Source organism: Amycolatopsis regifaucium, assembly GCF_001613935.1.
GTDB classification, from domain to species: domain Bacteria; phylum Actinomycetota; class Actinomycetes; order Mycobacteriales; family Pseudonocardiaceae; genus Amycolatopsis; species Amycolatopsis regifaucium.
In genome coordinates this window covers 426,013-448,132 of sequence record NZ_LQCI01000052.1, presented here as the reverse complement: position 1 = coordinate 448,132, position 22,120 = coordinate 426,013, and the positions used below count along the sequence as shown (strand labels likewise).

At 68.5% G+C, this 22,120-nt stretch carries 21 protein-coding genes; 12 read left to right on the top strand and 9 right to left on the bottom strand.

Annotation, left to right across the window (positions count from 1 at the left end):
• Positions 1-21 precede the first annotated feature (21 nt).
• The 4 genes from AVL48_RS37660 (at position 22) to AVL48_RS37645 (ending at position 4,752) form a co-directional block, all read left to right on the top strand.
• The gene (locus AVL48_RS37660; protein WP_037321108.1) at positions 22-291 is read left to right on the top strand and encodes a hypothetical protein; all 270 of its coding nucleotides are present in this window, start codon (positions 22-24) and stop codon (positions 289-291) included.
• 123 nt (positions 292-414) lie between these two features.
• A complete protein-coding gene (locus AVL48_RS37655) occupies positions 415-957 on the top strand; it encodes a hypothetical protein (protein WP_244162459.1) in 543 nt (180 codons plus the stop codon).
• 176 nt (positions 958-1,133) lie between these two features.
• Positions 1,134-3,164: a hypothetical protein gene (locus AVL48_RS37650; RefSeq protein ID WP_244162458.1), complete on the top strand. Its 2,031-nt coding sequence runs from the start codon at positions 1,134-1,136 to the stop codon at positions 3,162-3,164.
• A 19-nt stretch (positions 3,165-3,183) separates the two neighbouring features.
• Positions 3,184-4,752 (top strand): ABC transporter substrate-binding protein, encoded by a 1,569-nt coding sequence (locus tag AVL48_RS37645; protein ID WP_244162457.1) that lies wholly within the window; start codon positions 3,184-3,186, stop codon positions 4,750-4,752.
• A gap of 523 nt (positions 4,753-5,275) precedes the next feature.
• Here AVL48_RS37645 and AVL48_RS37640 read toward each other — a convergent pair.
• A complete protein-coding gene (locus tag AVL48_RS37640; RefSeq protein WP_061980750.1) occupies positions 5,276-6,226 on the bottom strand; it encodes a chitinase in 951 nt (316 codons plus the stop codon).
• A 228-nt stretch (positions 6,227-6,454) separates the two neighbouring features.
• Here AVL48_RS37640 and AVL48_RS37635 point away from each other — a divergent pair, with 228 nt between their 5' ends.
• Positions 6,455-7,741, top strand: a complete 1,287-nt coding sequence (locus AVL48_RS37635; protein ID WP_061980751.1) for a GGDEF domain-containing protein — start codon at positions 6,455-6,457, stop codon at positions 7,739-7,741.
• Here the strand turns inward: AVL48_RS37635 and AVL48_RS37630 are convergent.
• Positions 7,738-8,202 carry a nucleoside deaminase gene (locus AVL48_RS37630; protein ID WP_177242270.1) on the bottom strand — a complete coding sequence of 155 codons (465 nt, stop codon included), beginning with the start codon at positions 8,200-8,202 and terminating at the stop codon, positions 7,738-7,740. The genes AVL48_RS37635 and AVL48_RS37630 overlap by 4 nt on opposite strands.
• Positions 8,203-8,287: 85 nt before the next feature.
• Here AVL48_RS37630 and AVL48_RS37625 point away from each other — a divergent pair, with 85 nt between their 5' ends.
• Positions 8,288-9,247 carry a helix-turn-helix transcriptional regulator gene (locus tag AVL48_RS37625; protein WP_061980752.1) on the top strand — a complete coding sequence of 320 codons (960 nt, stop codon included), beginning with the start codon at positions 8,288-8,290 and terminating at the stop codon, positions 9,245-9,247.
• On the opposite strand, the gene AVL48_RS37620 is transcribed toward AVL48_RS37625, so the two are convergent.
• Both AVL48_RS37620 and AVL48_RS37615 read right to left on the bottom strand, forming a co-directional pair.
• Positions 9,206-10,600 carry an MFS transporter gene (locus AVL48_RS37620; protein WP_082857894.1) on the bottom strand — a complete coding sequence of 465 codons (1,395 nt, stop codon included), beginning with the start codon at positions 10,598-10,600 and terminating at the stop codon, positions 9,206-9,208. The genes AVL48_RS37625 and AVL48_RS37620 overlap by 42 nt on opposite strands.
• Before the next feature lie 157 nt (positions 10,601-10,757).
• Entirely contained in the window at positions 10,758-11,372 is a 615-nt protein-coding gene (locus tag AVL48_RS37615; RefSeq protein WP_061980753.1) for a TetR/AcrR family transcriptional regulator, read from the bottom strand.
• Positions 11,373-11,495: 123 nt separating this feature from the next.
• On the opposite strand from AVL48_RS37615, the gene AVL48_RS37610 reads away from it, so the two are divergent.
• From AVL48_RS37610 to AVL48_RS37600, 3 genes are all read left to right on the top strand, one after another.
• On the top strand, positions 11,496-12,248 hold the full coding sequence (locus AVL48_RS37610) for an SDR family oxidoreductase (protein WP_061980754.1): 753 nt from the start codon (positions 11,496-11,498) through the stop codon (positions 12,246-12,248).
• Positions 12,245-13,030 (top strand): SDR family oxidoreductase, encoded by a 786-nt coding sequence (locus tag AVL48_RS37605; protein WP_061980755.1) that lies wholly within the window; start codon positions 12,245-12,247, stop codon positions 13,028-13,030. Before AVL48_RS37610 ends, AVL48_RS37605 begins: the two co-directional genes overlap by 4 nt.
• Positions 13,031-13,449: 419 nt before the next feature.
• Complete coding sequence (locus tag AVL48_RS37600; protein ID WP_061980756.1) at positions 13,450-13,785, top strand: hypothetical protein; 336 nt, start codon at positions 13,450-13,452, stop codon at positions 13,783-13,785.
• A 37-nt stretch (positions 13,786-13,822) separates the two neighbouring features.
• Here AVL48_RS37600 and AVL48_RS37595 read toward each other — a convergent pair whose 3' ends face one another.
• Positions 13,823-14,623, bottom strand: coding sequence for an enoyl-CoA hydratase-related protein (locus AVL48_RS37595; RefSeq protein WP_061980757.1), 801 nt, complete (start codon positions 14,621-14,623; stop codon positions 13,823-13,825).
• 135 nt (positions 14,624-14,758) lie between these two features.
• Here AVL48_RS37595 and AVL48_RS37590 point away from each other — a divergent pair, with 135 nt between their 5' ends.
• The 3 genes from AVL48_RS37590 to AVL48_RS37580 all read left to right on the top strand — a co-directional run bounded on the left by AVL48_RS37590 (position 14,759) and on the right by AVL48_RS37580 (position 18,094).
• Positions 14,759-16,414, top strand: coding sequence for an AMP-binding protein (locus tag AVL48_RS37590; RefSeq protein ID WP_061980758.1), 1,656 nt, complete (start codon positions 14,759-14,761; stop codon positions 16,412-16,414).
• Positions 16,415-16,418: 4 nt separating this feature from the next.
• Entirely contained in the window at positions 16,419-17,399 is a 981-nt protein-coding gene (locus AVL48_RS37585) for a phosphotriesterase family protein (RefSeq protein WP_177242271.1), read from the top strand.
• A 68-nt stretch (positions 17,400-17,467) separates the two neighbouring features.
• Complete coding sequence (locus AVL48_RS37580) at positions 17,468-18,094, top strand: TetR/AcrR family transcriptional regulator (protein WP_061980759.1); 627 nt, start codon at positions 17,468-17,470, stop codon at positions 18,092-18,094.
• 33 nt (positions 18,095-18,127) lie between these two features.
• Here the strand turns inward: AVL48_RS37580 and AVL48_RS37575 are convergent, their stop codons facing one another.
• The 4 genes from AVL48_RS37575 to AVL48_RS37560 form a co-directional block, all read right to left on the bottom strand.
• Entirely contained in the window at positions 18,128-18,520 is a 393-nt protein-coding gene (locus tag AVL48_RS37575) for a DUF7715 family protein (RefSeq protein ID WP_061980760.1), read from the bottom strand.
• Positions 18,521-18,603: 83 nt separating this feature from the next.
• Positions 18,604-19,719: an acyl-CoA dehydrogenase family protein gene (locus tag AVL48_RS37570; protein WP_061980761.1), complete on the bottom strand. Its 1,116-nt coding sequence runs from the start codon at positions 19,717-19,719 to the stop codon at positions 18,604-18,606.
• Positions 19,716-20,897, bottom strand: coding sequence for an acyl-CoA dehydrogenase family protein (locus tag AVL48_RS37565; RefSeq protein ID WP_061980762.1), 1,182 nt, complete (start codon positions 20,895-20,897; stop codon positions 19,716-19,718). The genes AVL48_RS37570 and AVL48_RS37565 overlap by 4 nt, the downstream gene beginning before the upstream one ends.
• On the bottom strand, positions 20,894-22,117 hold the full coding sequence (locus tag AVL48_RS37560) for an acyl-CoA dehydrogenase family protein (RefSeq protein WP_061980763.1): 1,224 nt from the start codon (positions 22,115-22,117) through the stop codon (positions 20,894-20,896). The genes AVL48_RS37565 and AVL48_RS37560 overlap by 4 nt, the downstream gene beginning before the upstream one ends.
• Between the last annotated feature and the right edge of the window lie 3 nt (positions 22,118-22,120).

Below are 22,120 nucleotides of genomic sequence, written 5' to 3'. Positions count from 1 at the left end.
GATCGAGAGAGGTCCAGACCGGTGTCCGGTTCAGAGGTCGAACTGTCCCATCGAGCCATGGCGATGCTGCGAGCGGTCGCGGCCCGCCGCGCGCAGATGTCGTGCAGCTGCGAGCCGGATCTCTTCATCGACGGGTTCGCCTGTTGCGATCAGATGACCGCGCACGCCCTCGCGCACGGTGGCTACATCCGTCCCGCCGAGTCCACCGGCCTCTCCGCCGTCACCGGCCGGGTGCCCGCCGAGCTGACCGAGGCGGGCGAGGCCGCGCTGGCCGTCACGGCCGCCGCCTGACCGCTCGGCCGGATCGTCTGTCCGCTATGGACGACACCGTTTACAACCGGCCGCCGTGTTCCTAGGATCCACCCCGGGATGAGGCCGTCGCGCTACGCGACGGACCGGGGTTTGGAGATGCCGATGGCACGCACGGCTCGCCGCGTCGACGGTGGGGACGCCCTGAGCGAATTGATGCGGGAAGCCGGCGCGGCACCCCGTCGCCGGGGGCCGCGCGGGCCGAAGCACCGGGCTCCGGAAGCCGTGGGCAGCGGGAAGCTCCGGTGGATCTCCGCGCTTTCCGCGGGCGGTCTCTTCGTCGGCGGCCTGCTGGCCGTGCTGCTCGTTCCGGCCGACTCCGCCGAGGTCATCCCGGGGATGCCGATCCCGCCGCCGTCGCTGACCATCGCCCCGCAGGCGGTCGAGGCCCCCGGCGACGCGGTGCCTTCGCCTGTCCCGTCCGGCCCATCGGGCGGCCGTGTCGCGCCTCCGCCGCCGCTGACAGCGTCGATGCACGGTTCGGAGACGCCGTCTCCCACGCCGACGCCCGTCGCGCCTCCCGAGCAACAGCGGGATCCCCGCGCCGAGCAGCGCCAGCAGGATTATTGGGACTACTACGACTGGTACTACGGCGACGGCCATCGCGGTGGATATCCCGGCGGCCGTCTCCCGCAATGGGGCGGGTAGCGCCATCCGGGTGATCGGCGTTATCGCTGACCGTCGATCAAGAATTACGATTCCTGCCGGATTTCGTCCTTTCGTGTCTGCTCTGACTTTTCCGGTGTTCCGGCCCCGGCCCAGTACCTACGATGGTCCGCACTCTCTTTCCCTTCCGGATCACTGCTAGGGGCTGAACAGGAAAAATGAGTGTGGGCCGACATTCTCCCGCGGTGCTGCTCGCCCGGAGAATGCTGATCAACCGCGAGACGGGGAACCCTTCGCGCCCGCAGCCGGTGGCGGTGCTGCTCGGGCCGGTCGGTTCGGGAAAGACCACGGCGCTGGAGGCGATCCGCCGGGACCTGGGCTGGGGTGTCGTGCACGCCGGGTTCGATTTCGGGCACGGCGACCGGGCGAGCACGATCGACGTGCTCACAAAACTGGCCTACTCGTTGTCGAGTAAATGGCGAAATCGCCCGAAACCGCAGTTCGTTCGTTTCACCATTGCGCTGATCGCAGTTCAGGCAGAACTATCCGGCCGGAATCGTGACGAAGACCTGAGTCAGCTGAAGGCGTTGATCAACAGCTTCCACGGGATCCGCTGGACGCCGTCGATGGACACGCTGCTCGACACGCTGACCGAGACCGCGAAGGCGACCGGTCTCGTCGAACCGTCGTACGCGGCGGTCTTCCGCCAGACGTTCCCGCATCTGGTCCGCAACATCCGGCCGAGGCTCGGCAAGGCTCTGCGGTCACTGGCCGATTTCCCGAACGCCGAGGGCAGGACGCCGTTCGACGCGCTACTCGAACTCAACCGGCTCGCCCACGGCAGTGCCCGTGACGCGAAGGCGGTCACCGAATGGCTGATGGCGGCCTTCCTCGGTGACGTCCGGGAGAACCATCCGAGGCTGGCCAAACCGGAGGAAAAGAGCCCGTGCGCCTGCGACATCTCGCCACGGCGCAGGCACTGGCACAACTGGGTGATCGCGCTCGACGACGTCGACCACGCCGGCGGGACCGAGTTCCTCGCCGACCTGATCGCGGCACGGGAACGCTTCGCCGTCCAGCATCCGAACGACCGCGAGGCGCATGACGCGCTGCTGATCATCGCCACCAGCGGGCGATGGCATGACGCCTGGGGCACCGCCTGGCTGGCGCCGTGGAAACCCGCGGCCGGCGCGCCGCGCACCGTCCGGCCGGTGGCGGACTGCGAGGAAGCCTCATACGACGACTGGGCGAACCCGAGGCCTGGTGTACTCGAATCGCCCTATTACCCGGTCCGGCTCGCGCCTCAGCCGATCGGGTTGATCGCGCGCGTCCTCGATTCCGGCGCGCGGACCCCGAAGGTGGGGCTCGCGCACCGGGCGACCGGTGGACTGCCGTCGGCGGTCGAGCAGCTCGCCGCGCAATTGCGGGCGAGCGACGTGCGGGAAGGCGATCGTGACGTGCTCACCACCGACCCACGCGGTGAGCAGGACCCGTGTTATCGCAGGCTGACCGAGCTGGGTTTGACCGAACATCTCGACGACGTCCACATCGACGACTTCGTGACCGCGGCCCCGTTCGCGACCGCGCCCTGGCTGATCCCGGACGCCGCGCAGAGCCGGATCGACCAGCCGCATGTCGGGCGGATCCTGACCGAACTGCGGACCGCGCTGTGGGTGACGGCGAAGAACTCGGCCGGAACGACCGACGACCAGGCGGCACTGCATCCGTGGATCGCCGCGAACCTGGTGTCCGCGCTGGCCCGGCGCGGTGACGGCGCCGGGCCGAGCTACACCGGGCAGTTCAAGGCGCTGCGCGACGATCCGGACACCGCGCAGGATCCGGTGCGCCTGGCCTACTGCAACCTCGCGCTGGGTGACATCAGCGAAGTGGTCACCTTCTTCGAGCGCGAGTTCAACCGGATCCCGCACGCGGAGTGGGTCGCGAAACTCGAGCTGGTCTTGAACGCGCCGGACGATCTGCCGCCCGAGCGGCCGCACGCGGAGCTGTACGACGAACTGGTCAACCTCGACGCCGAAGGTCATCCCACCGATCGGTCCGAGATCCGCAACAACGTCGCCCGGCTCATCGCGGCGGGCAGGCTGGCCGCCAACCCGTTCGCGGTTCCCGGGCAGAACCAGCACCAGGTGATCGCGAACGCCTTCGCCGCGCTGGCCACCACTTCGCATCGCCCCGACGTCGGCGCGCTCGTGTCGGCCAAAGACCTCGCCCGTCGCGGCGAATTCCCCTGAACCCGAACGGAGCCTCGTCATGTCCTGGCTCGACGCGTTGAGAACCCGTATGTCCCGTGCCCGTGAACGCGCGGCGACGGGCCCGCCGGTGCGGCCCCGCGGCTGGGCGCACCGTCATCGCGCGCTGCTGATCGCGGTCGTGGTCGTACTGGTGGGCGCCGTGCTGGTGGGGCTCAAGCCGTGGGAGTCCTGTGGCGCCGGGCTGAGCGCGGTGGACGCGGACGAGGCGTCGGTCGGCTCGTCGTACGTCTGCGTCGGACTGAACCTCGATTCCGGGCCGGTGCGGGAGGATGATCCGCTCGACCCGCTGGAAAAACTCATCAAGGCCCGCAACGACGCGGCGGGCGAGAGCTTCAAGACCATCGTGGTGCTGGAGAACCTCGCCCCGGATCCGAACGTCGACAGCCAGCCGTTCCCGTTCGTCCGGCGGGAGATCCAGGGCGCGATCACCGCCGCCTGGCCGAAGAACGGACCGCCGGGGATCAGGCTCCTGCTGGCCAACTACGGGAGCAACGCCGACCACTGGCGCGTCGTCGCCGACGAGATCATCGCCGCGGCCGCCGCCCAGCGGATCGTGGCGGTCACCGACATCGGCACCAGTTCGGAGAACAGCCGGGCCCTGGTCGCCGAGTTGTCCAAACACGGCATCGCGTCCATCGGCGCCACGGTCACCGCGGACAACATGAACACCGACCCCAAGGGCGCGCGGATCGACAACTTCTTCCGCGTGGGCCCGACCAACACCGACGAGGCGCGCGCCGCCGCCGGGTACATCGCGGCGCACGGATTCCGCCGCGTGATGATGATCCAGGGAGTCGGCAAAGAGGACACCTACGCGACCACGCTCGCCGAGGCCTTCAAGAGCACGTCGAAGGTTCCGGTCGTCTTCACCAAGACGTACGAAGTCAAACCGCTCACCGACAAGTCGCGCGAGGCCAACCTGCGGGGGCTGTTCAGCAGATGGCACAACGACATCTGCGGTGCCAAACCCGATCTGATCTACTTCGCCGGGCGCGGACTCGACCTGGGCGCACTCGTCGCGGCGCTGGCGGGGGACGGCGCCTGCGAAGGGCTCGACTCGGTGACCGTGATGACCGGGGACGACGCGAGCACGCTCGCCGGGAATTCCTTGCCGCTGGACAAGGACATCGCCGTCCGGCTCCGCTACACCGCGCTGGCCTATCCCGACCAGTGGGACATGTTCACCGCCGATCCGGCGTATCCGACGTACAAGAAGAACTACGACAACTTCATCGCCGAATTCACCGGCACCCACGGTTTCCCCAAGGAGGAACTGTGGGACGGCGCCGCGATGATCGAACACGACGCGGTCGCCGCGGCGGTCGAGGCGGCGGTGCAGAACGTGTCGTCGGATCCCGTTTCGGTGCCGGACGTCCTGCGCAGCATCGACTGCAACTCGCCGGTGCCCGGCGCCACCGGGTTCGTCGCCTTCGACCAGACGACGGGGAACCAGCTCGACAAGGCGCTGCCGATCCTGTCCATCGCGCCGGACGGTTCGGTGCATCCGGTGGACCTCGTGTGGTCGCGGGGACGCCCGCTGAACACCGCGCCGGACTGCGTTCGCTGACAGACTGCCCTGTCACGGTTGCTCGTGTCCGTGAAGGCCTCCTTCCCTACTCTCAAGGTCAATGCCAGAAACTTAAGCTGCGGCACTAGAGATCCTCGAACTGTCCATAAAGGACGTAGTCCGGGGTAAATGTCCGGTTGGTCCGTATTCTTGAGGTGGCGAAGGCCTCCTTCCCTACTCTGAGAGTAGGGAAGGAGGCCTTCATGGCATCCCTTCGGCCGAGCCGACGCTAGATCCGGGCCGTTCCCTGAAACGTTCCACGCCGAATCCGGCTGCAGCCTTTCCAAAGACCGCCTGAGCAGTGCGAATACGGCTGAATCGCACCCGTCCTGCTGGCTTAAGTTCCTGGCATTGACTCTCAAGGTAGGGAAGGAGGCCATCATGTACCACAGCGGGCACTTGGCTACCGAATGTCCCCTGTGGACACCTAGGGCACGATCGACGCGGTCCTAGGCGGACCGAAGGGCCGCCCAGGAACGAAGTCCTGGACGGCCCTTCACTGACCACCGGTGGGGAACGGAAGTCAGCCGGTGTAACCCGCCACGATCTTGGTGTAGTCGTACTTGCCCTGTGCGATGCCCGCGCAGTTGTTGCAGTCGCGGTTCACCGCCCAGAACGACAGGCGGGCGAGATGTTTGCTCGCCGCGTAGTCGCGGATCGCGCGGAAGTCGGCGACGCTGACGGTCTCGCCTGCCACGTCGGTCTTCCCGTTCATCGACGAGAGCCCGCTGCGCCGGTAGGCCGCGTCGTCGCTCAGGCCGAAGGTGGCCTTCACGACGTTCTTCAGCCCGTCCACGGCACTGCGGGTCTTGCCCGCCATGTCACCGCCGCTGGAGAAGTCGAACGGCATGACCGACCACGCGTCGACGCCCGCGCCGAGCGTCTTCGACTGGTTGATCAGCCGCTTCCCGTGCGCGTTGGGGCCGCCGACCTCGGTCGGGATGGTGATGACCACGCGCAGGCCGGGGTTCTTCTGCTTCGTGATCTTGACGGCGTTCAGGATCCGGTCCTGGACGGTGTAGTTCTCGAATTCGTCGGTGTTCTCGATGTCGAGGTCGATCGCCTTGAGTTTGTAGGCGTCGATCACCTTTTGGTACGCGCCGGCGAGTGCCGCGGGTGTGCCGCACTTCGGGCCGAGCTTCGTCCCGGACCAGCCGCCGAACGACGGGATGACGTCGCCGCCCTTGGCCCGGATGTTGTTGATCATCGTGGCGTCGGAGCCGGTGAGCGAACGGCTGCCGTCCCACTTCGGGTTGCAGCCGCCGTCGGAGAGGATGAACGCGAGGGTGAAGGCCTTGACCCCGGTGGCGTTCATCGCGGCGATCGGGTCCGTCTGTCCCGACCACTGGTACAGATACGGGGAGGCGAGCACCGCATCCGAGGCCGCCGAGGCGACGGGGGCGAGGCCGACGGCCGTGGCGAGAGCGGCGCCGACGGTGGTGGCCAGTGTTGCCCAGCGTCGTAGGGATTTCATAGGTCCTCCAACTGGTACGCGCGCGACGAGGCGCGCAGGTGTGGAGCACCTCCGTCTTGACGCGGCGTATCAACCGGGAGGTCACTGTGTGCTCACTCACGGTGGACTAGACCATTGAGGACTGTCAAGAATTCACCGGGATTCCCGGCGGAAACGACCGACCTTAGTAGGGGGTCTTGACCCGGAAAGCGGATCGACAGCACCGCGATTACCGGCTAGTTTGCCGAAATGGTGGGGGACTCCCTGATGGCGACCGGAAGCCGCGGCCGAAGAGACCGGCTCGCCGCGCCGTGCCGTCTGCTGGGGGCCTGGAGCCTGTGGGAGCTACCCAGACGAGGTCTGATCGGGTACCTGCTCCTCGTCGACGTGGCCGCCTTGGCCGCCACCACCTACCTTTTCGCGCTGCGGCCGCCCGCGGTGTCGTCGCTGCTCCCGTTTTCCGCTCTGCTCGCGGGAATGATCCTCAGTTCGGAGTTCGCGCGGCCCGTCGAGCGCTCCCGCGCCGACACCCGGCTCGGTGCCGGATTGGACGCCGCCTGGATCTTCGCGGGCGCGTTGCTGCTGCCACCCGCGCTGGCCGCCGTGCTCGTCGTCGTCTCGGCCGGTTACCGCTGGCTGCGGATCCGGCGCGGGCTCCCGCATCGCCAGATCTTCGCGGTGGCCGCCACCATGTTGTCCGCGATCGCGGCTTCGCTGGTGCCGATCCTGGTCGGCGCGCCCCCCTTCGCCGACGCGGTAAGGGATTTCCAGGGCTTCGCGCTGGCTTTCGCGACCGGTCTGGTGTTCCTGTCCGTCGACGCCGCCCTTGCCGCCCCGGCGGCCGAATTCGGGGCGGAACCGTCGGGGTTCGCCTTCGACGCGGCGATGGTCGCGTTCGGCCTGCTGCTCGCGTGGTCGGCGGTGGACTGGCCGTTCGTCACCGTGGTCCTCGCCGGGGCCCTCGTGGTACTTCACCGGGCCGGGACGATGCGCGCTTTGCGTGGCCACGCGGGTACGGATGCCGGCACCGGCCTGCTCACCGCGTCGTCCTGGTTGGACGGTGCCCGCACCCAGTTCGAGCTGCTTCGCACCCGTGGCGGCGATCTCTCGCTGCTCATGCTCGATCTGGACAGCTTCGCGCGGCTCAACGACCAGCACGGCAGGGAAGTCGGCGACGACGTTCTGCGCGCTGTCGCGGACTCGTTGCGCGCGGAGGTCCGCGCCGCCGATCTGGTCGGCCGGTTCGGCGGCGAGGAGTTCGTCGTCCTGCTTCCCGGCACCAGCCGGTTCGACGCGCATGCCATCGCCGAACGAATCCGCCTGCGGATCGCGTCGACGTCCGTCTCACTGGGTGGGACCGCACCGGGTGACCCGCTGTTCGCCGGGGTGACCGTTTCGATCGGCGTCTCGTCGCATCCCGCGGACGGCGAAACACTCGCCCGGCTCGTCGGCGCGGCGGATCAGGCCCTGCGCGCGGCGAAGGCGGCAGGCCGCAACCGGACCGTGGTCTTCGAGACCGAGGAACCGCTCGGTTAATCTTCGGCCGGAACCCCGATGTCCTCGAACCACAGTTCCGGATGATCCCGGATGAATGCGGTCATCAGCGCGGTGCACGCGGGATCGTCGAGGAGGGTGATCTCGACGCCGTTCTCCTCCAGCCACCGGTGCCCGCCCTCGAACGTGGCCGCTTCGCCGATGATCACGCGACCGATGCCGAACTGGCGTACCAGCCCACTGCAGTACCAGCAGGGGGAGAGCGTGGTGACCATGACGGTGTCCCGGTAGTGCGGCCGCCTGCCCGCGTTCCGGAACGCGGAGGTCTCGGCGTGCATCGACGGGTCGCCGTCCTGGACCCGGCGGTTGTGCCCGCGGCCGAGCAGGACACCGTCGGTGTCGAACAACGCGGCACCGATCGGGACTCCGCCCTCGGCTTTGCCGAGTTCGGCCTCTTCGCGGGCGACGGACAGCAGGTGCGCGGGATCGATCACCTCGATCACTTTACGGCCTGATCGGCCGCGACCAATGCGGACTGGCTCTGTCCTCAATGTCTGCCAGACTCCCTCCCATGAAGCGAGTGAACCGATGACCACGGCCACGTCGGCACGGCTGCTGAGGCTGCTTTCCCTGCTGCAGGCACGGCGCGACTGGCCGGGCGCGGACCTGGCGGACCGGCTGCGGGTGGACGTCCGCACGGTCCGGCGCGACGTCGAGCGGCTGCGGGAACTGGGTTACCCGGTGCACGCCACTCCCGGCGTCGCGGGCGGCTACCGGCTCGGCGCGGGAGCCGCGTTGCCGCCGCTGCTGCTGGACGACGACGAGGCCGTCGCGGTCGCCGTCGGCCTCCGGACGGCCGCGAACGGGACGGTGTCGGGGATCGAGGAGACCTCGGTGCGCGCGCTCGCGAAACTGGAGCAGGTGCTGCCCGCCCGGCTGCGGCATCGGGTGACCGCGCTGAACACCGCGATGATCCCGCTCGGCGGCGTCGTCCCGGTCATCGACGCGGAGGCGCTCACGGTCATCGCGTCCGCGTGCCGCGACCATCAGCGCCTCCGCTTCGGATACCGCAGCCACAATGGCGAGGTCACCGAGCGCTCCATCGAGCCCCTGCGCCTGGTGCACACCGGGCGCCGGTGGTACCTGGTCGCGTTCGACCTCGACCGCGACGACTGGCGTACCTTCCGCGTCGACCGCATCGACGGCGTCCCGGACACCAGCTTCCGGTTCACGCCAAGGGAACCACCGGCCGAGGACCTCGCGGCGTATGTCTCCCGTGGGATCACGTCGGCGCCGTATCCGCACCAGATGGTGCTGCGGGTGAGCGCCTCGGCGGACGCGCTCGCCGAATACGTCGCACCGACCGCCGGGACGATCGAAGCCATCGACGAGCACACCTGCCGGGTCAGGGTCGGAACAAACGACCTTTCCGTGATGCCCTACTACCTCGCCTATTGGGACGTCGATTTCGTCGTGGAGGAGGCGCCGGACGAGGTCAAAGAACGGCTACGGCTGGTCGCCGACCGCTTCGCGCGCGCGGTCGTGTGAGTCCGAAGTGGACCGCGCGGCCCTGGCACGTTTGGCCAGCAGGCCGATCGAGCCGAGTGAGATCAGGGCCAGCACGATGATGTAGAGCGATACCGACATCGACGTCCCGGTGGACTCCAGCAGCAGCACCATGATGAACGGCGCGAGCCCGCCGCCGACCACCGCGCTGATCTGGTAACCGAGGGAAGCGCCGGTGTAGCGCATCTCGGCGGTGAACAGTTCGGCGAACAGCGCCGCCTGCGGGCCGTACATGATGCCGAGGAACAGCGACCCGACGAACGAGGCGACCACGAACAACGGCAGTGAGGCCGTGTCGATCAGCAGGAACATCGGGATCGCCCAGAGCGCGACCCCCGCCGCGCCGAGGGTGTAGATCCTGAGCCTGCCGATGCGGTCGGACAGTTTCGCCGAGAGCGGGATGATCGCCAGCTGCAGGGTGCTGATCAGCAGGGTCGCGACGAGCACGGTGGTACGCGACATCCCCAGATGGCGGGTGGCGTAGTCGAGAACGCCGTTGAGCAGGATGTAGAAGGTGGCGGTGTTGACCATGAACGAGCCGCCGGCCAGCAGCACGGTGCCCTTGTGATGGCGCAGCACCTCGCGCAACGGGGACTTCGCCCGCCCGCGTTCCTCGGCCGCGAGTTTCGCTTCCGCGCGGCGGTATTCGGGGGTCTCGTCGATCTTGACGTGCAGGTACCAGGCCAGGCCGAGCACGAGGATGCCGGCCAGGAACGGGATGCGCCACGCCCAGGTGAGGAAGTCCGACGGTGGCGCGACCTGCGCGGCGATCAGGAACACCGTGTTCGCCAGCACCACGCCGATCGGGACGCCGAGCTGGACGAGGCTGCCGTAAAGACCGCGTTTGCCGGGCGGCGCGTATTCGGTGGCGAGCAGCATCGCGCCGCCCCACTGGGCGCCGACGGCGACACCCTGCACGAGTCGTAGCAGCACCAGGATGATCGGCGCGGTGATGCCGATCGTGTCGTAGGTCGGGAGCAGGCCGATCAGCGTGGTCGCCGCCCCCATCAACGCGATGGCCATGACCAGTACGGGTTTCCGGCCGCGTTTGTCGCCGAGACTGCCCGCGATGATCCCGCCGAGCGGCCGGGCGAGGAAGCCGACCGCGAAGGTGGCGAACGAGGCGAGGACGCCGGCCGCCGGGTTGGTGGTGGGGAAGAAGGTCTTCCCCACCACCAACGCGGCCGCGATCCCGAAGACGAAGTAGTCGTACCACTCGACGGAGGAGGCGAGTGCCGCGGCGGTGGCGGCCCTCCTGCGCTGGGACACGGTGATCGTCGGTTCCGTGGCGGGCTCTGGGGCTGTTTCGGGGGAGTTCTGTGCACTGTCGGCCATCGGTGTGCCCTTCCCTCGGCGCTGCTGCGGGGATGCGTCCGGGCAAGTTAACAACCGCTTAGTATGTGGTCAACGTCTCATCGGTTAAATCTCGATACCGACCGGTTGGTATGTCACTCTGGTGGCGGTATCGCCGACGGAGGTCGATCAGTACTGGTCAGGAGAGTTTCGTGCCCAGCATGCGAAGCACCAGCTCGCTGTACTCCTGCCCCAGCTGCTTCGGCGTCTGGCGGGCACGCTCGGTGTACCAGCGGGCGACGTCCACGCCGAGCGAGAGCACGGCCCGCGCGGCGGTGTGCGGATCGCCGACGGTGAACACGCCCGCGTCCGTGCCTTCGGTGATGACCTCGCGCACGACCCGCTCGATGCGGCGCCGCAGTTTCGCGACGACCTCGAACTCCTCGTCCGGCAGCGCGTGGAGTTCGTACTGCACGACGCGCGCCACGGTGTGCCGCCGGGCGTGCCAGGCGACGAAGTCCTCGACCAGTAGCCGGATCCGCTCGACCGGGTCGTTCTCGCGCGCCACGACGCTCTCGACCAGTGAGAGCGTCTGCTCGTGGCCGTATTTGGAGATCGCGAACAGCAGCGCGGCCTTGGACGGGAAGTGCACGTACAGCGCCGCGGGACTCATGCCCGCCGCCGAGGCGATGTCCCGGGTGGTGGTCGCGTGATAGCCGCGCCGGGCGAAGGATTCGACCCCGGCCAGCATCAGCCGCCGTGCCGTCTCCGGCTGGACGTCGGGCCACAGTTCGGCCGACAGCGACATGGTCATCCGCAGATCCTCTCAGAGGCTCGCACCGGATGGTGGGCTTGACACCGGCGCCGGACATTTCCATTGTAAGTGAGCGCTCGCTTAGTGATGGCGCTCGCCAGTGAACACGGAGGAGATCGAAGAGTGAACTCGTTCAAGGACCGCGTCGCGATCGTCACCGGCGCGAGCCGGGGTATCGGTCTCGGGATCGCCAAGGACCTGGTCGAGCGCGGCGCGAAGGTGTGCATCACCGCACGCAAGCCGGAACCGCTGGCCGAAGCGGTCAACGAACTGGGCGGCCCGGGTGTGGCCATCGCCGTTCCCGGCAAGGCCGACGACACCGCGCACCAGGACGAGGCCGTCGCCAAGACCATCGAGGCCTTCGGACGACTGGACATGCTGGTCAACAACACCGGCATCAACCCGGTGTACGGGCCCACGCTCGACATCGACCCCGAAGCCGCCGCCAAGATCTTCGCCGTCAACGTGCTGGCGCCGCTTTCGTGGACCCGCCGGGCGCGGGACGCGTGGATGGGGGAGCACGGCGGCGCGGTGGTGAACGTCGCCTCCGTCGCCGGGCTCGGCGCGTCGCCCGGGATCGGCATGTACGGCGTCAGCAAGGCGGCGCTGATCCGGCTCACCAAGGAACTCGGCTTCGAACTGGGCCCGAAGATCCGCGTGAACGCCGTCGCGCCGGCCGTGGTGAAGACCAAGTTCGCGACGGCGCTGTACGAAGGCCGCGAGGAAGAGGTCGCCGCGTCGTACCCGATGAAGCGGCTCGGGGTCCCGGCGGACATCGCCGGCGCGGTCTCGTTCCTGCTGTCGGAAGAGGCGGGCTGGATCACCGGGCAGACCGTCGTCCTCGACGGCGGCGTGACGCTGGCGGGTGGCCTGTGACCGCGTCCTTCAGTGGATCCGGTGTCGTCGTCACCGGCGGAGGCGGCGGCATCGGCGCCGTCCTCGCCCGCCGGTTCGCCGCTGAAGGCGCCCGTGTCGTCGTCGGCGACCTGAACGGGGATGCCGCGGCCGAGGTCGCCGAGGAGATCGGCGGAACCGCCGTGGCCGGTGACGCCGCGAGCGAAGCGGGTGTCGCGTCGCTGATCGAGACCGCGCGCGAAACCCTCGGTGAGATCGACATTTTTTGCGCCAACGCCGGAATCGCGCCGATGGGCGGCGTGGACGCGCCCGAGGAGGACTGGGCGCGGATCTGGGACGTGAACGTGATGGCGCACGTCCGCGCGGCGCGGCTGTTGCTGCCGCCGTGGCTCGAACGCGGCCGCGGGCACTTCATTTCGACGGTGTCGGCGGCGGGCTTGCTGACCAGCCTCGGTTCGGCGTCGTACTCGGTGACGAAACACGGCGCACTCGCCTTCGCCGAATGGCTTTCGGCGACCTACCGGCACCGCGGCCTCACCGTGCAGGCGATCTGCCCGCAGGGGGTGCGGACGGCGATGCTGGAGAACAGCGGGCCCGCGGGTGAGCTGCTCATGGGCGCGGCGGCGATCCAGCCGGAGCAGGTCGCCGACGCGTTGTTCGAGGCCATCACCGAAAAGCGCTTCCTGGTCTTGCCGCACCCCGAGGTCGCGGAATACTACGCCGCGCGGGCCACGCAGACCGACCGCTGGCTCGGTGGGATGAACAAACTGCAGCGGAAGGTGGAGCAGGCCTTCGGCGAGTGAGCCGGTTCGGTGGTGGGTTCCACGTCGGGGCGCGAGTGCTGACGAGGGTTCTATTGAGGGGTAAGGCCGGCGTGGCGTGCGGAGTGTCGCGCTCCTCGGGTCCGTGAAGGCCTCCTTGCCTACCCTGAAGGTTGTGAAGGGGCCCTTCACTACCGGCCGATGTGTGACGGCGTGACGTCGGGGTGCGGTTCCGGAGTCTTGCAATGGTCATTCACGGGCAGTCCGGATAGCCACCGACAGGCGACCGGGATTCCTCCACCAATACCGCGACCGCTACGAACGCCACGCCGCAACCACCGCTGAAACCCGAGAGCCCGCCGACCACCCTCGGCGACGGGCCGATCCCGCCCGGAGGTTGATCTTCGCCGGGGAATAGGCCACTGTGTGAGTGGGGTCTTGCTCGCGGTAAGGAAAACTCAATGAGCAAACGCTTTGTGTTCCGTGGCGCCGTTCTCGCCGCGACCGTCGCGGGATCGGTGCTCACCGCGGGGTCGGCGATGGCGAGCACGGCGGAGCCGTGCGCGGCCGGGGCGTCGGGTGACGTCGCCGCGGCTTCCTGCACGCCGTATCGCAAGCAGAGTGAAGGCTGGAGCAGCAAAACCGCCTGTAACCGCGCCGGCAACGAGGGCGCGCAGGCGATGCGCTGGACCGGCTGGAACTGCAACCAGGCGCTGGCGGGCTGGGAGCTGTGGGTGCGCACCTGCACCACGCTGGCCGCCGAGAAGGCCTCGGCGACCACTCGCGAAACGGTCTGATCAGGACGGCTGCCCCGGGCTGATAGTCCGGGGCAGCCTAATCCCCTTGGTATGGCGGGAACTTCGGCGGGCGGCGCTCGTTCCAGCCGGCCAGGCCCTCGGGTAGTTCGGGAAAAGTGAAGGAAGCGTGCATCAAGGCGGTGGCTTCGCGCGCGGATTCTTCCAGGGAGAGGCCGGCTTCTCGCCTGACCTGTCGTTTGATCAGCGCCATGGAGCGAGGCGCGCTGTAGGCGGCCAGTTCGGCGGCGTACGCGTGCGCGCGTGACGAGAGTTTTTCCGGCGGCACGACTTCCTGGACCAGGCCGTATTCGTGCGCTTGTTCGGCGGTGAAGGTGCGGCCGGACAGCAGCAGGTCGAGCGCCCGGCCCCGGCCGACGAGTTCCGGCAGGAGTTTCGCGACGCCGTACTCGGCGATGAGGCCCCGCCGCGCGAACGCGGTGGTGAACTTCGCGCCCGCGGCGGCGAACCGGACGTCGGCGGCGCAGGCGATCACGAAACCGAGTCCGGCGCAGCCGCCGTTGATCGCCGCGACCACGGGCACGTCGGCATAGGCGGCGGCCAGGACGTTGCGGAAACCCTCGTGTTCCGGTGGGGCCGCGGTGCCTGCCGAGATGCCGGCCAGCAGGCCCAGATCAGCGCCGGGGCAAAACGAACGCCCGCTGCCGGTGACGACGACGGCACGCACCCCTGGGTCGGCCGACGCCTCGCCCAGCAGTTCCCCGTAGCGGACCTGCATCTGCTGATCCATCGCGTTGCCGCGTTCGGGTTTGTCGAAGGTGATCGTGGCGACGGTGCCGTCGACGGCGAACCGGACAGTGTCCAAATTGGACTGAGTCACGTCGGCCTCCTTGCCTCATCGCCATACTAAGCAGATGCTTAGTACTTCGTCGAGCCCTTGACGCGCGTCGACGCCTGCTCATACGGTCGGTCGTACCGACTGGTCGGTGTGGGGATTGTCAAGGAGGACGCCTGCATGAGCCCCTACGATGCGAAGCCGTGGCTGGCCGCTTACGACGACCGGATGAAGGCCGCGGCGATACCGGAGGCGACCACCATCCCGGCGTCCTTCCGGCGCGCGGTCCGGCGTACGCCGCACGCCACCGCGATCGCCTATTTCGACGGCAGGATCAGCTATCGCGAGGTCGACGAGCTTTCCGACGGTATCGCGCGACACCTGATCGCTTCGGGATTCGCGCCCGGTGACCGGCTCGCCCTGATCCTGCAGAACATTCCGCAGTTCGTGCTGGCCCTGCTCGGTGCCTGGAAAGCGGGCGGGATCGTCGTTCCGGTGAACCCGATGTACCGCGAGCGCGAACTCCGGCACGTCTTCGAGGACGCCGGGGTGCGCGCGGTCGTGTGCTCGCAGAGTGGGTGGAACCGCCGTGTCGCCCCGCTCGTGCCCGGCAGTGGCGTGAAGATCGCGCTGACCACCAGTGAACTCGATCTGCAGGCCCGCGACGACGCGCGCGTGTTCGGCGGGAGTGTACGAGAGCCGACTCCGGGCGCGGCCGATCTGCTCGAGGTGGCGCGGGCCGCGGCGGGCGAGCCGCCACCGGATCTCGCCCTCGGCCTGGACGACGTGGCGCTGATCAGCTACACCTCGGGCACCAGCGGGACGCCGAAGGGTGCCATGAACACCCACGGCAACCTCGGTGCGAACGCGGCCGTCCTCAGCACCTTCAGCGGTCTGGGCGAAGGTGCCACCCTGTTCGGACTGGCGCCGCTCTTCCACATCACCGGCATGGTCTGCGAAATCGCCTCCGCCATCGACATCGGCGGCACGCTCGCGCTCGCGTACCGGTTCGAACCCGGCGTCGTGCTCGACGCCTTCCTGGAGCACAAACCCGTGTACACGGTCGGCCCGTCGACGGCGTACATGGCGCTGATGGCGCAGCCCGACGTCGGTCGCGAACATTTCGAGTCGTTCCGGTTGCTGTACTCCGGCGGAGCCGCGCTGCCGCCCGCCGTCGTCGACGTGTTCCGCGAGCGGTTCGGGCACTACATCCACAACGGTTACGGCCTCACCGAGACGACCGCGGGCTGCATCGTCGTGCCGGGCAGTCTGGAGGCACCCATCGACGAGGAGTCGGGGACGATCTCGATCGGCCTGCCCGTCCCCGGCACCGTCGTGCGCATCCTCGGCGAGGACGGCGAAGAACTCCCGCTGGGGAAGGCTGGCGAGATCGCCGTCGAAGGACCGATGGTGGTCCCCGGCTACTGGAACCGGCCGGAGGCGACCGAAGCCGCCCTTCCCGGCGGAAGGCTCTTGACCGGCGACATCGGCTTCATGGATCCGCGTGGCTGGGTCTACGTCGTCGACCGAAAGAAGGACATGATCAACGCCTCCGGTTTCAAGGTGTGGCCGCGCGAGGTCGAGGACGTCCTGTACACGCATCCGGCGGTGCGCGAAGCGGCCGTCGTCGGTGTCCCGGACGACTATCGCGGCGAGACCGTGAAGGCCTACATCAGCCCCGCGCCGGGCAGCACGCCCGATCCGCGGGACCTGGTCGCGTACTGCAAGGAACGCCTCGCCGCGTACAAGTACCCGAGGGTGGTCGAGGTCCTGGACGAGCTGCCCAAGACGGTGAGCGGCAAGATCCTCCGCCGCGAGCTCCGGGCAAGGGGCTGAGCCGATGAGCTTGGTCGAGACCGTCCGCGGACCCGCCGACACCGCCGAACTCGGCCGCGTCCTGATGCACGAGCACCTGTTCGTCCTCAGCCCGGAGTTCCTGGCGAACCACCCCGAACACGACGGCTTCCGCGAAGAAGAACATGTCGCCGACGCGATCCGGCGGCTGAACGAGCTGAAGGCCGCCGGGATCGACACGATCGTCGACCCCACCGTGATCGGGCTCGGCCGCTATCTCCCGCGCGTGCGGCGGGTCGCGGCCGAAACCGAACTCCGGATCATCGTCGCGACCGGTCTGTACACCTACAACGACGTCCCGCACTACCTGCACCACCGCGGGCCCGGCCTTATCTTCGACGACGGTGAAGACCCGTTGGTCGGCCTGTTCACCGGCGACATCGTCGACGGGATCGCCGGCACCGGGGTGAAGGCGGCTTTGCTGAAATGCGCGACCGACGAGCCGGGGGTCACCCCGGGCGTCGAACGGGTGCTGCGCGCGGTCGCGAGGACGCACCGGGAGACCGGGACGCCGATCTTGACCCATACGCACGCGCCGACCCGGCGCGGCCTCGAACAGCAGGCGATCTTCGAGGCCGAAGGTGTCGACCTGAGCCGGGTGCTCATCGGGCACAGCGGGGACAGCACCGACCTCGACTACCTGACCGAAATCGCCGACAAGGGCTCGCTGCTCGGGATGGACCGGTTCGGGCTGGACCCGTTGCTGTCGTTCGAAGAGCGCGTCGGCACGGTCGCGGCGATGTGCGAGCGCGGCTACGCGGAAAGCATGGTGTTATCCCATGACGCCTCCTGTTTCATCGACTGGTTCGATCGCGACCGGATGGCCGCCCTGGCACCCAATTGGCATTTCCTCCACATCACCCAGGACGTCCTGCCCGCCTTGCGCGAGCGTGGCGTCACCGAATCCGACATAACGACGATGCTGGTCGACAACCCCCGCCGGTTCTTCGAGCGCACCGGCGCGTAGGGGTCCCGTTCCCCGGACCTCGACAAACCGGCCGGTATGCTGAGCGTCCGCACGAAAAGGAGCCGGCCATGACACGAGCGACCACCCGCAGGGCCGGGACGGCCGAGTCGAGCGGCGACGACCAGGCCGCCGTGCCGCGACGGCTGCTGTCGCACGCCACGAAACTCTTCGCCAAGAAGGGTTTCGACCGCACCTCCGTGCAGGAGATCGTCGAGGCGGCCGGGGTCACCAAGGGTGCGATGTACCACTACTTCGGCTCCAAGGACGACCTCCTTTACGAGATCTACGCCCGGGTGCTGCGCGCGCAGACCGAGCAACTGGAGAAGGTGGCTTCGAGCGAGGCGCCACTGCGGGAGCGGCTGCGCTCGGCCGCCTCCGACGTCGTCGTCAGCACGATCGACAACCTCGACGACAACACGATCTTCATGCAGTCCATGCACCAGCTCAGCGTGGAGAAGCAGAAGGCCGTCCGCGCGGAACGCCGCAAGTACCACGAACGGTTCCGCACGCTGATCGAGGAAGGCCAGGAGTCCGGCGAGTTCCGCGCCGACAAACCGGCCGACGTGATCGTCGACTTCTTCTTCGGCTCGGTGCACCACCTCGGCTCCTGGTACCGGCGCGGAGGCGCGCTCTCGGCGCGCCAGATCGGCGACCACTACGCGGATCTCCTGCTGGCCGCGCTGCGACCCGAATAGCGGCGATCCCGACGAGCACCGGGCCCGGAGGGCTCAACCCGGTGGCGCGGGTACGAGACGTTCGGCGAACACGTCGCAGCGGCGTTCGAGTACCGTGCCCACCTCCCATCCGAGGGTGAAGGCCAGCAGGCCTCTCGCCACTTCGTCGGCGGCTTCCGGTGGCCAGCCCTGTGCGGCCAGACTCGACCGCATCGCTTCGGTGTAGTCGGAATAGGTGAAGCCAGGCAGTTCGGCGACGAGCGCCGTCGTCGTCCCTTCGTGCGAGTTCAGTCCGCAGAACGACCGGCCGCAGCCGCAGGCGGAATCCGGCGACGTGTCACCTTCGGCGCAGTACGGGGCGATCCAGACCAGTTCGCCTTCGACGCAGTCGTTGAAGTCGTTCTCCCGCGCACCCTGGGTCTTCGAGGTGGCCACGAGCAGTTTCATGGTGACTCCCTGTTCGCTCTGATGTTCGAACAGGTTTTACCGGCGGGGTCCGACACTTTCCGGGACGGACCCCGCCGGGAGGATCAGGCGGGCAGGTCGATCAGTGGTGCGAGGGCCGCGCGATGCCGCCCAGGAGTGCCCAGAGCGATCTCGTCGCTCTTCGCGCGCTTCAGGTACAGGTGCGCGGGGTGCTCCCAGGTCATCCCGATACCGCCGTGGAGCTGGATCGCTTCTTCGGCGGCGTGGACGGCGATGGGGGAGTTGCGGGCCTGCGCCACCGCGACGGCGATCGCGATGTCGTCGCCGGAAGCCAGGCAATCGGCGGCGTAGCGGGCGGTCGCCCTGGCGTTGACCAGATCCGTGTACAGGTTCGCCAGCCGGTGCTTCAGCGACTGGAACGAGCCGACCTGACGGCCGAACTGGTAGCGCTCCTTGAGGTAGTGCACCGTCTCGGTCAGCGCCCATTCGGCGATCCCGAGCTGTTCCGAAGCGAGCAGGCCCGCCGCGGTCACCAGCGCGGTGTCCAAAGCGGACGGTGCGGTGGAAGAGTCCGCGACCCGCTTCGCGATCACGTTCTCCAGGGTGACGTCGGCGATGCGCCGGGTCAGATCCAGTGAGATCGCCTCGGTGACCGTCACCCCCGGCGAAGCGGCGTCGACCGTGTAGAGCCCGGGGCCGTCGGGGCCCACCGCCGGGACGACGATCAGTTCGGCCACCGAGGCGTCGGCGACACTGCGGACCCGGCCGCTGAGCGTGCCGTCCGCGGCCGCGGTGACCGCCGAGGGAAAGTCGGCGCCGGGTGCGGTCGACAGCGGTACGGCCAGCGCGCCGATGAGCGTGCCCGCGGCCAGTTTCCCCAGCGGTTCGGCCACTCTCGCCTGTGACGTGTCGGTCGCCAGCAAGGCCGACGTCGCCAGCACGGCACTGCCGAGATAGGGGACGGGGGCGACGCTGCGCCCGAGTTCCTCCATCACGACGGCGACTTCGCGTGCCGAAGCACCGTGCCCGCCCAACGCATCGGGAACGGCGAGACCCGCCGCGCCGAGGTCGGCGGCGAGGGTCCGCCACAGCTTGAGGTCGTACGGTTCGGCCGTTTCGGTCCTGGCGATCAGCGACGCCGGTTCCGCGCGGTCTTTGAACAGGTCGCGGACGCTCGCGCGCAGATCCTCTTCGACCTCGGAGTAGAGCAGGTCGCTCATCGGGGCAGGTCCTTCCAGGCGACGTCCTTGTCGATGCGCGGCTCGGACGGCAGTCCCAGCACGCGCTCGGCGATGATGTTGCGCAGGACCTCCGAGGTGCCGCCCTCGATGGAGTTCCCCTTCGCGCGCAGGTAGCGGTAGCCGGCTTCGCGGCCGAGGAAGTTCACGCCGTCGGGCCGCCGCATCGTCCAGTCGTCGTAGCGCAGGCCCTCGTCACCGAGCAGTTCGACCTCCAGCCCGGAAGCGGCCTGGTTCAGCTCGGAGAACGCGACCTTGACCGCCGAACCCTCCGGCCCCGGTGCGCCGGCGGCCAGTTGCTGCCGCAGCCGCGCACTCACCAGCCGCAGGCTCTCGCCCTCCACCCACAGTTTCAGCAGGCGATCGTGCAGATCCGAGGTCCGTAGTTCCGGTCGCTCACGCCAGGTTTCCGCGACGACGCCGACCATGCCGCCGTCCCGCGGGAACTCGGTCCCGCCGATGGCGACGCGTTCGTTCATCAGCGTGGTCTGCGCGACCTTCCAGCCCTCGCCGACCGCGCCGAGACGGTGCGCGTCGGGAATGCGGACCTCGCTGAGGAAGACCTCGTTGAACTCGGCCTCGCCGGTGATCTGGCGCAGCGGCCGGACTTCGACTCCCGGCGCGGTCATGTCGCACAGGAAGTACGTCATGCCCCGGTGCTTCGGCACGTCGGGATCGGTGCGGGTGACCAGGATGGCCCACTGCGACTTGTGCGCGCCCGACGTCCAGACCTTCTGCCCGGTGACCACCCAGTCGTCGCCGTCGCGTACCGCGCGGGTGCCCAGCGCGGCGAGGTCGGATCCGGCGCCCGGCTCGCTGAACAGCTGGCACCACACCTCCCGTTCGGTCCACAGTGGACGCAGGAAACGCTGGTGCTGCTCAGGGGTGCCGAAGGCCAGAATGGTCGGTGCGGCCATGCCGAGACCGATCCCGATCCGCCGTTTGTCGTTGTCCGGCGCGCCCGCCGCGGCGAGCTCTTTGTCCACGACGGACTGCAGAGAGCGCGGCGCGCCGAGCCCGCCGAGCCCTTCGGGGAAGTGGATCCACGCGAGCCCGGCGTCGAACCGGGCGTCGAGGAAGTCCTGGCGTGGCGTGCTTTCCGGCGGATACGCGGCCAGCAGGTCGGCCACCCGACCCTTCAGGTCTTCTGCGGTGGTCACTTCGAAGCCTCCTCGCGGTACTTCTTCAGTTCACGGTGCGCGAGCGAGCGCTTGTGCACCTCGTCCGGGCCGTCGGCCAGGCGCAGCGTCCGGACCTGCGCCCACATCTCGGCGACCGGGAAGTCCTGGCTCACCCCGCCCGCCCCGAACAGCTGGACGGCCTTGTCGAGGATCCATTCGACGGTGATCGGCGTGGAGATCTTGATCGCCTGGATCTCGGTGTGCGCGCCCTGGTTGCCGACGGTGTCCATCAGCCAAGCGGTCTTGAGCACCAGCAGCCGTTGCTGCTCGATCTTGACCCGCGCCTCGGCGATCCAGTCCTGCACCACGCCCTGTTCGGCGATCGGCTTGCCGAAGGTCTCGCGGGAAAGCGCGCGGCGGCACATCAGTTCCAGCGCGCGTTCGGCCATCCCGATGGCCCGCATGCAGTGGTGGATGCGGCCGGGGCCGAGGCGGGCCTGCGCGATGGCGAATCCGTCACCTTCACCGGCGATGAGGTTTTCCGCGGGCACACGGACGTCCTCGAAGATCACCTCGGCGTGCCCGCCGTGGTCGCCGTCGGTGTAGCCGAACACGTGCATGCCGCGTTTCACGGTCATGCCGGGAGTGTCGCGGGGGACCAGGATCATGCTCTGCTGCTTGTGCGCGGGCGCGTCCGGATCGGTCTTGCCCATCACGATGAAGATCTTGCAGTTCGGGTTCATCGCGCCGGAGATGTACCACTTGCGGCCGTTGATGACGTATTCGTCACCGTCACGGCGGATGCTGGTGGCGATGTTGCGCGCGTCGGAGGAGGCGACGTCGGGCTCGGTCATCGCGAAGGCGGACCGGATCTCGCCGTCGAGCAAGGGCCGCAGCCACTGCTTCTGCTGCTGCTCGGTGCCGAACATGGTGAGGACTTCCATGTTGCCGGTGTCCGGCGCCGCGCAGTTGAGCGCGGTCGGGGCGAGCCGGAGGCTGCGGCCGGTGATCTCGGCCAGCGGCGCGTACTGCAGGTTCGTGAGACCCGCGCCGTGGTCACCGGGGAGGGAGAAGTTCCACAGCCCACGTTCGCGGGCCTCGGCCTTGAGTTCTTCGACGATCGGCGGCTGCGACCATTCGCTGTCGCGCTCGGCCAGCTGAGTCTCGAAGACGGCCTCGGCCGGGTAGATGTGCGAATCCATGAACTCGAGGAGTTTTCCCCGCAGTTCCTCGGTTTTCGCGTCGAAGGCGAAGTCCATCTC